This is a genomic window from Saccharopolyspora sp. NPDC002686 (genome assembly GCF_040295745.1).
In the GTDB taxonomy this organism is placed as follows: Bacteria; Actinomycetota; Actinomycetes; order Mycobacteriales; family Pseudonocardiaceae; genus Saccharopolyspora; species Saccharopolyspora oryzae.
The window spans coordinates 14,713-27,919 of the sequence record NZ_JBEOVY010000060.1 but is presented as its reverse complement, the minus strand read 5'-3'; the positions used below and the strand labels follow the sequence as shown (position 1 = coordinate 27,919).

General features: G+C 69.3%; 13 protein-coding genes. 2 read left to right on the top strand and 11 right to left on the bottom strand.

Annotated features, from left to right (window positions below):
* Positions 1 to 92 precede the first annotated feature (92 nt).
* The 3 genes from ABTZ89_RS10895 to ABTZ89_RS10885 form a co-directional block, all read right to left on the bottom strand.
* Positions 93 to 1,061 carry a hypothetical protein gene (locus ABTZ89_RS10895; protein ID WP_351042844.1) on the bottom strand — a complete coding sequence of 323 codons (969 nt, stop codon included), beginning with the start codon at positions 1,059 to 1,061 and terminating at the stop codon, positions 93 to 95.
* Between the two features lie 225 nt (positions 1,062 to 1,286).
* Positions 1,287 to 1,844 carry a class I SAM-dependent methyltransferase gene (locus ABTZ89_RS10890; RefSeq protein ID WP_351042850.1) on the bottom strand — a complete coding sequence of 186 codons (558 nt, stop codon included), beginning with the start codon at positions 1,842 to 1,844 and terminating at the stop codon, positions 1,287 to 1,289.
* A 416-nt stretch (positions 1,845 to 2,260) separates the two neighbouring features.
* Positions 2,261 to 2,410, bottom strand: a complete 150-nt coding sequence (locus ABTZ89_RS10885) for a hypothetical protein (protein WP_270951689.1) — start codon at positions 2,408 to 2,410, stop codon at positions 2,261 to 2,263.
* Between the two features lie 265 nt (positions 2,411 to 2,675).
* Between ABTZ89_RS10885 and ABTZ89_RS10880 the strand changes: the two genes are divergently transcribed.
* Positions 2,676 to 3,731: an NAD(P)-binding domain-containing protein gene (locus tag ABTZ89_RS10880; RefSeq protein ID WP_351042841.1), complete on the top strand. Its 1,056-nt coding sequence runs from the start codon at positions 2,676 to 2,678 to the stop codon at positions 3,729 to 3,731.
* 131 nt (positions 3,732 to 3,862) lie between these two features.
* Here ABTZ89_RS10880 and ABTZ89_RS10875 read toward each other — a convergent pair whose 3' ends face one another.
* From ABTZ89_RS10875 to ABTZ89_RS10865, 3 genes are all read right to left on the bottom strand, one after another.
* Positions 3,863 to 4,666, bottom strand: a complete 804-nt coding sequence (locus ABTZ89_RS10875; protein WP_351042838.1) for an SAM-dependent methyltransferase — start codon at positions 4,664 to 4,666, stop codon at positions 3,863 to 3,865.
* A gap of 88 nt (positions 4,667 to 4,754) precedes the next feature.
* Positions 4,755 to 4,952: a ferredoxin gene (locus ABTZ89_RS10870; protein WP_351042835.1), complete on the bottom strand. Its 198-nt coding sequence runs from the start codon at positions 4,950 to 4,952 to the stop codon at positions 4,755 to 4,757.
* Between the two features lie 10 nt (positions 4,953 to 4,962).
* The gene (locus tag ABTZ89_RS10865) at positions 4,963 to 6,159 is read right to left on the bottom strand and encodes a cytochrome P450 (protein WP_270951693.1); all 1,197 of its coding nucleotides are present in this window, start codon (positions 6,157 to 6,159) and stop codon (positions 4,963 to 4,965) included.
* Between the two features lie 139 nt (positions 6,160 to 6,298).
* Between ABTZ89_RS10865 and ABTZ89_RS10860 the strand changes: the two genes are divergently transcribed.
* Complete coding sequence (locus tag ABTZ89_RS10860) at positions 6,299 to 6,955, top strand: TetR/AcrR family transcriptional regulator (RefSeq protein ID WP_270951694.1); 657 nt, start codon at positions 6,299 to 6,301, stop codon at positions 6,953 to 6,955.
* Here ABTZ89_RS10860 and ABTZ89_RS10855 read toward each other — a convergent pair.
* The 5 genes from ABTZ89_RS10855 to ABTZ89_RS10835 all read right to left on the bottom strand — a co-directional run bounded on the left by ABTZ89_RS10855 (position 6,940) and on the right by ABTZ89_RS10835 (position 12,996).
* Positions 6,940 to 8,295 carry a uracil-xanthine permease family protein gene (locus ABTZ89_RS10855; RefSeq protein ID WP_270951695.1) on the bottom strand — a complete coding sequence of 452 codons (1,356 nt, stop codon included), beginning with the start codon at positions 8,293 to 8,295 and terminating at the stop codon, positions 6,940 to 6,942. The genes ABTZ89_RS10860 and ABTZ89_RS10855 overlap by 16 nt on opposite strands.
* Positions 8,296 to 8,429: 134 nt before the next feature.
* A complete protein-coding gene (locus tag ABTZ89_RS10850) occupies positions 8,430 to 9,428 on the bottom strand; it encodes a TIGR03842 family LLM class F420-dependent oxidoreductase (protein WP_351042830.1) in 999 nt (332 codons plus the stop codon).
* Between the two features lie 19 nt (positions 9,429 to 9,447).
* Positions 9,448 to 10,848 carry a dihydropyrimidinase gene (gene hydA / locus ABTZ89_RS10845; RefSeq protein WP_270951697.1) on the bottom strand — a complete coding sequence of 467 codons (1,401 nt, stop codon included), beginning with the start codon at positions 10,846 to 10,848 and terminating at the stop codon, positions 9,448 to 9,450.
* Entirely contained in the window at positions 10,845 to 12,143 is a 1,299-nt protein-coding gene (locus ABTZ89_RS10840) for an aspartate aminotransferase family protein (protein WP_351042826.1), read from the bottom strand. The genes hydA and ABTZ89_RS10840 overlap by 4 nt, the downstream gene beginning before the upstream one ends.
* Positions 12,144 to 12,153: 10 nt before the next feature.
* Positions 12,154 to 12,996, bottom strand: coding sequence for a nitrilase-related carbon-nitrogen hydrolase (locus tag ABTZ89_RS10835; protein ID WP_270951699.1), 843 nt, complete (start codon positions 12,994 to 12,996; stop codon positions 12,154 to 12,156).
* Between the last annotated feature and the right edge of the window lie 211 nt (positions 12,997 to 13,207).

Sequence of the window (13,207 nt, the reverse complement as noted above, 5' to 3'; positions counted from 1 at the left end):
GAGCGGGCGATGTAGGCGATGCCGAAGGTGGTGTAGAGTGTCGCCGTCATCAGCATCGATGGTCAGCAGACCTTCCTAGCGCCCCAAAACACTCACGTTCCCAGGCACTTGCGGCACCTCTTCATCGGTCCCTGCCACCCTTCCCTGCGCAGCACTGTCGTGACCTCCCGTGCGACCGCGCAAGGGTTGCTATCGACGTCCTGCCACCCGTAGACGAGTCGCGCCATTCCGCTGAGCTCAGCGGAGTTGTCCCTCCTCCGATCTCGGAAGGCCGTCTCGGCATCGCTGTGATACGCCCGCCCGTCCAGCCTGACGATCAGCGGGACCCCGACGCTCTCGTAACTGCAGTCCTCCAAGAGTTTTCGCCCGAACACCGAAACCGGCACCTGGCGCAGCGCCCGAGGAATGCCGTGCGCCCGCTCGACGTCGAGGAAGTACCTGGTCTCCAGCATCGAAGTGAGGCCTTCGCCCAGCAACCGAACAGCGCGATCCAGCGCGGTCCGGTAGCGGTATGCGGGTCTTGCGGCCAGCTGAGCTTTGATCTCGTCGGCGGCTACTCCGTTCGCAGAGGCCACGGTCAGCAGAGTTCGCTCAGCTGACCTCTCGTCGGGTTCCGCAACAGCCAGATCGATGACAGTGTCCGCGCGTGAGGTTCGTGGTGGATCATGGGCAACGACGATGTGCCGGAAAGCGCGGCTGCGGTGGATCACAACACCCTCCTGCGGCACCGCAGAAGTCCCATAGGGCACCGTGACGTGGATCGGACCGCCGTCCTTCCTCAGCCATCCCCACTCCTGCGCAGCAGTCCGATGACTGAGCGAGGCAGGTAGATCGGCGTACAGCAGCGCGGCGCTGATTCTGGCGGCGCGCGAGAGCGGACCGCTGAACAAGGCGATCACTCCACGATGGACACGCTGCCAGCGCTTCGCCCTGATGTTGGCCCGCACAGCGTCGTGACTGATCCCGAACTTCCTCAGTTGCTTGCGGGCAAAGACGGCGTGTTGCGCGCGGTTCAGCAGCTCCCACTCCGCCAGATCTGGTTCGCTGATAACAAGACTCATGTACTTGTAGAGACGCGAACCAGCGATATGGATACAGTCGTGCGCACTTTGGGGCGCAATAGCACCTCAAAGTGCGCACGAGGAACGGCAGTCGACTGACCGCAAGTGGCGCAGAGCAAACATCACCGGTCGCCAGGGCTGCGCAGGTTTCGTGAGCACTTTGGGGCGTGATGGCACCCCAAAGTACGCACGACTGATGGCCCCACGTCGGAGCCTTCGAGGTCGTCAGTTCTGGTTGGGGCGGCGGCAGACGTAGATTCGGGCTGGGGGGACGTTTCGCCAGACCGTGTGGGTCGTCAGGACTTCGTCGAAGGCCAGGTCCAGGCGGCGGCGGAACTGGCGGGCTCCGGTCATGCCCAGGGCGTGCACGTAGGCGAAGGTCGTGAAGGCGCCGCCTGGGGCGAGCACCGAACCGACCTGGTTCAGGATGTCGCGCTGCAGCTCCGCGGGGAAGATCGACCACGGGAGGCCGCTCACCACCGCGTCGACCTTGTCGATGCCGATCTCCGCGAGCAGGTCGCCGAGCCGGGCCGCGTCGCCTTGGACGACTTCCAGCCACGGCAGCTCGGCGCGCAGGTACTCGACCATGCCGCCGTCCAGCTCGATGGCGACCTGGCGGCCGCCTTCGGGGAGCCGCTCGGCGATCGCGCCGCTGAGCGCTCCGGTGCCCGGTCCGAGCTCCACCACCACCGGCGTGCCCGACGTCGGCACCACGGACGCCATCTCGCGGGCGAGGCTCGGCGAGCTGGGGGCGACCGCACCCACCAGGTTGGGCTTGCGCACCGCGCGTTCGATGAAGGCCCGGTAGTTGGCCAGCGTCGATCCGGCGCCGGCCCGGGACAGCGCCGCAGCGCTCCGCTGCCGACCGCGGGTCTGTTCGGCTGGAGTCACGGATGCCCTTCCCGATAGGTGGTTCAACCTCGTTCAGGCCACCTTATCGGGCAGCTCGGCGCGGAGCTCGGGCATGTGCCGCATCACATGCCGATCGCTTCGACACCGTCCGCGACCGAACCATTACGGAACGAATGGATCATGCCCGAAAACGGGAAAGGGGGACGTGCCGAATAACGCGGAAAATCCGCGAGGAATTGTGTAACGAAAACCGTCTGGCCGACGATTGGAACAGTTTCCGCCGACCACCGGTCCGAAGGACTACGGGCCCGAGCGGAACCGACCGCCGAGCCCGCGCGCGCGTCCGCTCAGGCGATCTGCTCGGCCACCGGGCCGACCGGCTCGATCGCCTGGTCAGGGGCACCCGCCTGAGGCCGGCTCACCCACCTGACCATCGCTCCCGCCACCGCCAGCAGAACAACCGCCTCAGCCGCCAGGGCCACCCACACCGTTGTCACTTCTTGCCTCCCTTCCGCGAACCTCCCCGTCTTCCGCACGCGCGCGCAAGAGCACCCGACCGCAACAGCGGGCAGGACGAACGGAAGAAGGTTTGGGGAACCGTGCTTGCACCAACAATCGTAGGCCTTTGTTTCGGTGGAATTAAAGGGACCCCGGGGTGTCTTGCGTCTCCCCCTCTTGGACGTATCCGCCAAAAGTGCTAATGGGTGGCCCAGACCACTCCGGCAGCGGGAAGAATCCGGCTCGCGAGCTGTTCTGCCGGATGTGGAGCTCATCGACGTCGTGGTGATCGGAGCCGGTCAGGCCGGGCTGACCGCCTCGTACCACCTGCAGCGGAGCGGAACCGACCACGTCCTGCTCGACCGCGGCACCAGCCCGGGTGGCGCTTGGCGGGATCGCTGGCCGTCGCTGCGCCTCGGCGGCGTGCACGGCATCCACTCCCTGCCGGGCAGTGCGCTGCCGGCGACCGACGGCGCGCGCCCCGCCTCGGAGGTCGTCTCGGAGTACTTCGGCCGCTACGAGCAGGAGCTCGAGCTTCCGGTGCTGCGGCCGGTGAAGGTCGATGCGGTCCGCGACGGCGGCGAGCGGCTCGTGGTGGAGAGCTCGGCGGGGACGTGGGCGGCGCGCGCGGTGATCAACGCGACCGGCACCTGGGAGAACCCCTTCTGGCCGCACTACCCCGGCCAGCACCTGTTCACCGGGCGCCAGCTGCACACCGCCGACTACCGCGGCCCGGAGGAGTTCCGCGGTCAACACGTCGTCGTGGTCGGCGGTGGCATCTCCGCGGTGGAGCACCTGCTGGAGATCTCCGAGGTCGCCGGGACGACGTGGGTGACGCGGCGACCTCCGCACTTCACCGACGCCGCGTTCACGCCGGAGGACGGTCGCGCCGCAGTCGCCGAGGTCGAGCGCCGGGTCCGGGAGGGCCTGCCGCCCGGCAGCGTGGTCAGCGCGACCGGGCTGCCCAACAGCCCGGCGGTGATCGCGGCGCGCGAGAGCGGTGTGCTCGACCGGTTGCCGATGTTCCAGCGGATCACCGCCGGTGGGGTCGCTTGGGACGACGGCAGCGAGCAGCGCGCCGACGCGATCCTGTGGGCCACCGGTTTCCGGCCGGCGATCGCGCACCTGGCACCGCTGAACCTGCGCGGCCCGGGCGGCGGCATCCGGCTGGACGGCACTCGCGCGGTCGGCGAGCCGCGGCTGCACCTGGTCGGGTACGGGCCGTCGGCGAGCACGATCGGCGCCAACCGCGCGGGCCGGGCCGCTGCCCGCGAAGTGCGCGCGCTGCTCCGGGCCGGAGATCAAGATTGGCTTAAGTGACCCTGTCCAGGGACCAAATCCCCTGTGAACCGCGCGCCTCGACCAGCAAGCTGCACGGTGGCGAGTCAACGCGCCGAAGCGGCGCCATCTCCAGGAGAGGGGGAGGTGGCGCCGCTTCTACACGCGTGCGGTCAGGGCTTGCGGCCCACACCGCCGGGGCCGGTGGTGTCCGGCTCGCCCTGCCACGGCTCCCCCGGATCCGGGTGCCAGTCGAGCAGGTCGACCAGGCCGGGTTCGATCAGCTCCAGGCCGGCGAACATCGGGGCGACTTCGTCGCGGGAGCGCAGGAAGAACCCGCCGATGCGTTCGCTGTACAGCTCGGACGCCCGCTTGCGCGATTCGTCGACGCCGTCGCTGCCCGCGTGCGAGATCGCCACGTAGCTGCCCGAGCACAGCTGCTCGGTGTAGCGCGCCACGATGCCCGCCGGGTCGTCGCTGTCCGGCACGAAGTGCAGCACGGCGAAGAACAGCACCGCGATCGGCTCGTCGAAGTCCAGCATCGAGCGGACCTCGTCGGTGGCGAGCACCTCGTCGACGTCGCGGAAGTCGGCGCGGACCGCCACCGCCCGGTCGTTGTCGCGCAGGATCGCCTGGCTGTGCGCCACCGCGACCAGATCGCGGTCGACGTAGACGATCCGGTTGTCCGGATCGACCCGCTGGGCGATCTCGTGCACGTTGCCGACGGTCGGGATGCCCGAGCCCAGGTCCAGGAACTGGCGCACCCCGCGCTCGGCGAGGTGCTGCACCGCCCGCCGAAGGAACGACCGGTTGGCGCGCAGCACCGCGGGCAGCGTCGGCATCATCTGCGCGGCCTTCTCGGCCAGATCCCGGTCCACCTGGAAGTTGTGCGAGCCGCCCAGGTGCACGTCGTAGACACGAGCCGAGCTCGGTTGGCCGATGTCCACGCCCTTAGCCCACCACGACTGCGTGTCCACGAAGTACCTCCATCAGTGGCGTTTTGCTACACCACACCGGATGAACATCGCGATCGCAAGGCTTTGATCGATTACTACTGGTGATACCTCATTGGTCCACCAGAGCGAGTGCCTGCGCCGGGCACAACCGGACGGCCTCGCGCACCTCCTCAGCGCTGCTCCCGTCCACTTCGGCGGCCAGCACGATCACCCGGCCGTCCTCCTCGTCCTGGTCGAACCACGTCGGCGCGCTCAGCACGCACTGCCCGGCTCCGGCGCAGCGGTCCAGGTCCGCTTCGATCCGCACGGCCACTCCCTCACCACGTCACCGGCAGTTCGTAGAGGCCGAACACGCTCGCCTCGGACTTCACCGGCAGGTCCTCGACCGGGACGGCCAACCGCAGGTTCGGCACCCGCCGGAACAGCGCGTCGACGACGATCTGCAGCTCCATCCGCGCCAGGTTCTGCCCGAGGCACTGGTGCGGGCCGAAGCCGAAAGCCACGTGGTGGCGGGCCTTCCGGTCGATGTCGAGCTCGTCGGGGCGCTCGAACGCCTCCGGGTCGCGGTTGGCCGCCGACGTCAGCGCCATCACGCCCTCCCCCGCGCGGATCAGGACGCCGCCGATCTCCACGTCCGCCACCGCGACCCGCGAGGTCGCGCCCTCGACGATGCTGAAGTAGCGCAACAGCTCTTCGACCGCGGGCAGCGTCTTGGCCGGATCCGCGACGATCTCCGCGCGCTGCTCGGGATTCTCGATCAGGGCGAGGGTGCTCAGCGAGATCATGTTCGCGGTCGTCTCGTGCCCGGCGACCAGCAGCAGGAACGCCGAGCTGACCAGGGCCGAGTGGTCGATCTCGCCGGATTCTCGCTGCTTGCGGGCCTGCCTGCCGAGCAGGTCGTCCGGCAGGTCCCGCTCCTTGGCCGACACCAGTTCTTCCAAGTACGCCCGCAGTTCCCGGGCGGAGCTGATCCGCTGCTCGAGCGGTGTGGTGCGGTGCACCAGCCGAGAGCTGCGCTGCTGGAAGAAGTCGTGGTCGGCGTAGGGCACGCCGAGCAGTTCGCAGATCACCAGCGACGGCACCGGCAGCGACAGCGTCGACACCAGGTCGACCGGCCTGGGCCCGGCGAGGATCCCGTCGATGCACTCGTCGACGATCTGCTGGATCCGCGGCCGCATCGCCTCGATGCGGCGCACGGTGAACTCGCCGAGCACGGCTCGCCGAGCAGCCGTGTGCTCCGGCGCGTCCATGCCGATCATCGCCGGCGGCAGGTCCCGGAAGACGCTCTGCTGGTTCGCCGAGAACTGCGGGAATCCCGGTCGGCGGCGGTCCGAGCTCAGCCGCGGGTCGCCGAGCACTTGGCGGACCAGGTCGTGGCGGGTGACCAGCCAGGCGTGGTCGCCACCCATCATCGGGACCTTCTCGACGGGTCGCTCCTCGCGCAGCCGGGCGTAGTCCGGATCGACGGAGAACGGGCAGGTGCGGGGCTTCGGGTAGGCGGTTGGTTCGGTCATCGTGACCCCCTGATCACCGAGCGAACAAATGGAAGCTTCTCCTCCAGTTATAGTGAACCGGAAGGAATTCGTCCAGATAGTTCTCGGACGACCATGCGACAATCCGCCCGAACAGCCGCCGGCACCACGAGCGAGGACCATGAGCACCGACGCCACGCCGCAACTCCGGGCCGACGCGCGCCGCAACCGCGACCGGATCATCAACGCCGCGCGGGTCGTGTTCGCCGAGCGCGGCCCCGAAGTGCCGATGGAGGAGATCGCGCGGGCAGCGGGAGTCGGCACCGGCACCCTCTACCGGCGTTTCCCGGACCGCGACTCGCTGATCCGAGCGGTCGGACAGCACGTCTTCGGCCGGGTCCTCGACGAAGCGCGGGCCATCGCCGCGCGGGAATCCGATCCGTGGCGCGCGCTGACGGAGTTCCTGCTGACCGCCACCGACATGCACACCGTGCTGCGGCTGTCGATGCACTCACCGCGCGCTCGCGAAGTCCTCGGCGCCGACCCGGAGCTGACCCAGGTCCGCGGCGAGCTGCTGTCCATCCTGGATTCGATGGTGCGGGCCGCGCAGGAGTCCGGTGCGCTGCGCGCGGACGTCAGCAGCGGCGACATCGCGATGATCCTGTCGATCGTGCTGCAGGGCGTGCGCGACGTCCCCGACGACGTCCGCCGCGAAGCTCCGGCCCGCTATCTGACGCTGGTGCTCGACGGCCTGCAGGCACGACCGGGCACCCCGCTCCCGGGGCGCCCGGTCACCGCCGAGGACATTTCGATGGCGCGGGTCTACACCGCCGACTGATCGTGTTGCTTCGGCACCAGCAGTCGCAGCACGTGGTAGCCGACCAGCGTCACGATGGTGCCCAGCGCGATGCCGTTGAGGCTGAACTGCGGGGTGATCTTCAGCGACACTCCCCCGATGCCCATCACCAGACCGGCGGCCAGCGGCAGCAGGTTGACCGGGTTGCCGAAGTCCACCTTGTTCTCCACCCAGATCTTGGCGCCCAGCAGGCCGATCATGCCGTAGAGCACCACGGTGATGCCGCCGAGCACACCGCCCGGGGTCGCCGCGATGACCACGCCGAACTTGGGGCACAGCCCGAACAGGATCGCCACGAACGCCGCCACCCAGTACGCCGCGGTGGAGTACACGCGGGTGGCCGCCATGACGCCGATGTTCTCCGCGTAGGTGGTGGTGGGCGGACCGCCGACGGCGGTGGACAGGGTGCTGGCGAAGCCGTCGGCGAAGATCGCGCGGCCCATGCTGCCGTCCAGCTTGGCGCCCGTCATCTCCTCGACCGCCTTGACGTGGCCGGCGTTCTCGGCGATCAGCGCGATCACCACCGGCAGCACCACGATGACGGCGGCCAGGTCGAACGTCGGACCGTGCAGCGTGGGCAGCCCGAACCAGGGCGCGTCCGCGACCGCGCTGAGGTCGACCCGCGGGTGCGTGCTGACCTCGCCGCTGGCGTTCGGCGCGGTGATCGGACCGAAGCCCAGGTCGAACAGCCAGGACAGGACGTAGCCGAAGACCAGCCCGATGAACACCGCGATGCGCGACCAGAACCCGCGCAGCAGCGTGCTGCAGCCGAGCACGACCAGCATCGTCAGCAGTGCGATCCACTGGTCCTGCGGCCAGTAGGTGGAGGCGACCACCGGGGCGAGGTTGAAGCCGATCAGCATCACCACGGCGCCGGAGACGGCGGGCGGCAGCATCCGGTGCACCAGCTGCGCGCCGACGAAGTGGATCAGCAGCCCCACGGCCGAGAGCACCAGGGCGAGCACCAGCAGCGCGCCGGTGACCGTCGAACTGTCCCCTCCCCCGGCGCGGATCACCGTGACCACGCCGACGAAGGAAGCGCTGCTGCCCAGGTAGCTGGGGATCTTGCCCTGCACGATCAGCAGGAACAGGATCGTGGCCACCCCGGAGATCATGATCGCCAGGTTGGGGTCCAGGCCCATCAGCACCGGGAACACGAACGTGGCACCGAACATCGCGACGACGTGCTGGGCGCCGAGCCCGATCGTGCGTCCCCACGACAACCGCTCGTCCGGGGCCACCGCCTCGCCGGGTCGTGGGGTGCTGCCGTCTCCGTGCAGCCGCCAGCCGATGCCGAGCTTGGCGCCGAGTCCCTGCCGCATGGCGTGCCTTCCTGCTCCACCCCGCCGCGCGGGCCCGTCGTGTCGCGCGGAACTCTACAAAGCCGATGCGCTGTGACCGGCATCGCAACGGCGATGTCACCAGGAGTTGACCAGGAGTAACGGACCGCAGCGGCTCAGTTCACGGCTGGGATGATCTGCTCGCCGTAGGCGTCCATCGTGGTGTCGATGGCGTCGTGCATCGCGTAGATCGCCAGCTGGTCGACTCCGGCTTCGCGGAGTTCGTGCAGCTTCGCGACGTGCTGGTCGGGTGGGCCGAGCAGGCAGAACCGGTCCACGATCTCGTCGGGCACGAACTCGGTGCTGCGGTTGCCGGCTCGACCGTGGTGCGAGTAGTCGTAGCCCTCCCGCCCCTTGATGTAGTCGGTCAGCGCGGTGGGCACCGCCGCTGCGGTGTCGCCGTAGCGGGCGACCAAGTCGGCCACGTGGTTGCCGACCATGCCGCCGAACCAGCGGCACTGCTCGCGCGCGTGCGCGAGGTCGTCGCCGACGTAGGCCGGGGCCGCCACGCACACGGTGATCGACGCCGGATCGCGTCCCGCGTCGCGCGCCGCCTGCCGGACGTGGTCGACCATCCAGCGGGTCAGGTACGGGTCGGCCAGCTGCAGGATGAACCCGTCCGCCTGGCGTCCGACCAGTTCCAGCGCCTTGGGGCCGTAGGCGCCCATCCAGATCGGCAGCTGCCCGTCGCGCACCCACGGCAGCCGCACCGAAGTGCCGTCGACCTGCGCCTCGCGCCCCTCGGCGAGCTCCTTGATCACGTGCATGGCGTGTTCCAGGTTGGCCAGCGTGGTCGGGTGCCCGCCGGTCACCCGCACCGCCGAGTCGCCGCGGCCGATGCCGCACACCGTGCGCGGCCCGAACATGTCGTTGAGCGTCGCGAACGCCGAGGCCGTGACCGTCCAGTCCCGGGTGATCGGGTTGGTCACCATCGTGCCGACCCGCAGCCGCTCGGTAGCGGACAGGATCTGGCTGTGGATGACGAACGGCTCCTGCCACAGCACGCAGGAGTCGAAGGTCCAGCCGTGGCTGAAGCCGAGCTCCTCGGCCCGGCGCATCCGGTCCACGACCGACCAGGCGGGCGGATCTGTCTGCAGGACGAGACCGAAGTCCATCGTGGACCCCTTTCCGGGCTCAGATCAGGTACTGGCAGGTGTCGCGGCGCTGGAACCGGCCGTGACCGGCCTGCCCGAGGTACTCGCCGCCGTCGACGACGACGCGGCCGCGGGACAGCACCGTGCGCACCGCACCGGTGACCGGCTTGCCCTCGTAGGCGTTGTAGTCGACGTTCATGTGGTGGGTCTGCGCCGACAGGACCTGCTCGCGGTTCGGGTCGTAGATGACGATGTCGGCGTCGGCGCCGGGCGCGATGGTCCCCTTGCGGGGGTGCAGGCCGAACATCCGCGCCGGGGTGGTGCAGGCGAGCTCGATCCACCGGCGGCGGCTGATGTGGCCGTCGACCACCGCCTGGTGCAGCAGGTCGACCCGGTTCTCCACACCCGGTATCCCGTTGGGGATCTTGGAGAAGTCCCCGAGCCCGAGTTCCTTCTGGTCCTTGAAGCAGAACGGGCAGTGGTCGGTGGAGACCACCGACAGGTCGTTCGTGCGCAGCGCTCGCCACAGGTCGGCCTGGTGCTCGACGGGACGCAGCGGTGTCGAGCAGACGTACTTCGCGCCCTCGAACTCCGGCCGGGCCAGGTCGTCGAAGCTGAGGAACAGGTACTGCGGGCAGGTTTCGCCGAAGACGTTGAGCCCGTCGTCCCTTGCCCGGGAGAGTTCGGCGACCGCTTCAGCGGCCGAGACGTGCACGACGTAGAGCGGTGCACCAGCCACCTTGGACAGCTGGATCGCCCGGTGGGTGGCTTCGGCTTCCAGCAGCGGGTGGCGGACCTGGCCGTGGTGCTTCGGATCGGTGCGGCCCGCGGCCAGCGCCTGCTGCACCAGCACGTCGATGGCGATGCCGTTCTCGGCGTGCATCATGGTCAGCGCGCCGTTGTCGGCGGCCTGCTGCATGGCGCGCAGGATCTGCCCGTCGTCGCTGTAGAACACGCCGGGGTAGGCCATGAACATCTTGAAGCTGGTGATCCCCTCGGCGACCAGCGCGTCCATCTCCTTGAGCGCGTCGTCGCCGACGTCGGAGAGGATCATGTGGAAGCCGTAGTCGATAGCGCATTGGCCATCGGCCTTGGCGTGCCAGGCGTCGAGCCCCTCGCGCAGCGATCCGCCCACCGGCTGGATCGCGAAGTCCACGATGGTGGTGGTGCCGCCCCACGCCGCCGCTCTGGTCCCCGTTTCGAAGGTGTCCGAGGCGAAGGTGCCACCGAAGGGCATCTGCATGTGGGTGTGCCCGTCGACCCCGCCCGGGATCACGTAGTGGCCGTCGGCGTCGAGCACGGTGTCGGCGTCCGGCACCCACTGCTCGGCGACCTCGGGCGCAGCGATCGCGGCGACCTGTTCGCCCTCGACCAGCACGTCCGCGCGGATCTCCTCGGTCGCGGTGATCACCAGGCCACCGCGGATGACCGTCCGGCTCATCGCTGCCCCGCTTTCTCCAGTGCTGCCAGCAGGATCCGGGCGCCTTCCCGCGCCTCTTGTTCGGTGAGGCTCAGCGGCGGCGCGATGCGCAGCACGTTGCCGTCCAGCCCGCCCTTGCCGATCAGCACACCGCCGCGGCGCGCTTCCTCGAGCACTTCACCCGCCAGCTCCGGAGCAGGTGTGCCGTCGGTGTGCACGAGCTCGATGCCGATCATCAGTCCCTTGCCCCGCACCTCCGCCACGGCGGGGATCCGCCCCACCGCACCGTCGAGCTCGCCGCGCAGGACCGCGCCGATGCGCGCGGCGTTGCCCTGGAGGTCGTTCGCGATCAGGTGGTCGAGGTTGGCCAGCGCGCCTGCCGCGGTGATCGGGCTGCCGCCGAAGGTCGAGATCGAATTGGCCCGGACGCTGTTCATGACCTCGGCGCGGGCGATGACGCCACCGATCGACAGGCCGTTCCCGATGCCCTTGGCGAAGGTGACGATGTCCGGCGGGCCGGCCGCGTCGTGCGCCTGCCAGCCCCAGAAGTGCTCGCCGGTGCGGCCCCAGCCGGTCTGCACCTCGTCGCTGATCCACAGGATGCCGTGCCGGTCGAGCACCTCCTTGAATTGCGCGAACAACCCGTCTGGCGGCACTGCGAACCCGCCGACGCCCTGGATCGGCTCGGCGATCAGGCACGCCACGTTGCCGTGCAGCTGCCCGAGCACGTCCTCCAGGTCGGCCACGCAGGCGGCGGTGAACTCCTCGTCGGGCAGGCCGGCGAGTGGTGTGCCGCGCCGGCGGCTGCCGTGCACGTAAGCGGTCTGGACGGGCGACAGGCTCGTCGGCGACCAGGTCCGGTTGCCGGTCACCGCCATCGACGAGAACGAACGGCCGTGGTAGCTGTTGCGCAGCGCCAGCACCTGGTTCGAGCCGCGGTAGCCGGTGGCCAGCAGCAGCGCGGTGTCGTTGGCCTCGGTGCCGCTGGTCGTGAAGAACACCCGCGGGTCGTCGATGCCGGACAGCTCCGCGACCCGTTCGGCCAGCTCGACCATCGGCCGGTTGAGGTAGAGCGTCGAGGTGTGCAGGACCTTGCCCGCCTGCTCGCTGACCGCAGCGGTGACCTCCGGGAGCGCGTGCGCGGTCATCGTGGTGAGGATGCCGCCGAAGAAGTCCAGGTACCGGTTCCCCTCGGCGTCCCAGACGTGCCGGCCCTCGCCGCGCTCGACGTCGATGGGTTCGTCGTAGTACAGCGCCAGCCACTCCGGCAGCACAGCGCGGTGCCGCTTGGCCAGCTCTGCGTGCGTGCTCGTCATCGGCTCCCCCTCACGGCTCGGTCAGCGGTTGGTAGGCGTCGGGGCGCCGGTCGCGGTAGAACGCCCACTTCTGGCGGACCTCCTCGATCAGGTCGAAGTCGAGGTCGCGCACCACGAGTTCTTCGTCGGTGCCGCTGGCCGGTTCGCCGACGAACTGGCCGTAGGGGTCGACGAAGTAGCTGGTGCCGTAGAAGTCGTTGTCGCCGTACTCCTCGACGCCGACCCGGTTGATGGCCGCGATGAAGTACTCGTTGGCCACCGCCGCGGCGGGCTGCTCCAGCTTCCACAGGTAGGACGACAGCCCGCGGCTGGTCGCCGACGGGTTGTAGACCAGCTGCGCACCGGCCAGCCCGAGCGCCCGCCAGCCCTCCGGGAAGTGCCGGTCGTAGCAGATGTAGACGCCGATCCGGCCGACCGCGGTGTCGAACACCGGCCAGCCGAGGTTGCCGGGGCGGAAGTAGTACTTCTCCCAGAACCCGGGCAGGTGCGGCAGGTGGTGCTTGCGGTACTTGCCGAGGTAGCTGCCGTCGGCGTCGATCACGGCCGCGGTGTTGTAGTAGAAGCCCGGCCCGTCGACCTCGTAGACCGGGACGACCAGCACCATGCCTAGTTCCCGCGCCAGCGAGCACATCCGCTGCACGGTCGGCCCGTCCGGCACCGCCTCGGCCCACCGGTAGTGCTCGGTCTCCTGCACCTGGCAGAAGTACGGAGCGTTGAAGACCTCCTGGAAGCCGATGATCTTCGCGCCCTGCGCGGCGGCGGCGCGGGCGTGCGCCTCGTGCTGGTCGACCATCGAGCCGGTGTGCCCGGTCCACTTCGCCTGGACCAGCGCCGCACGAACGATGTTGGACATGGTTGCGCTGCACCCCTTCGGTAGGGAGGACACCCCCAGACGAGCCGATCGGCCCGTTCGTCGAAGGTATGACCAGCGCTGAGCACTCGCAATGATCGAACGATTACCCAGTGTTCCCGTTCGGGCCAACGGCGCCCGCCGCACGCCCCGGGCATGCACCGATGCCGGGAACGCGCCGACGCCCCGCCGCCCGAATTCCTTCGAACAGGCG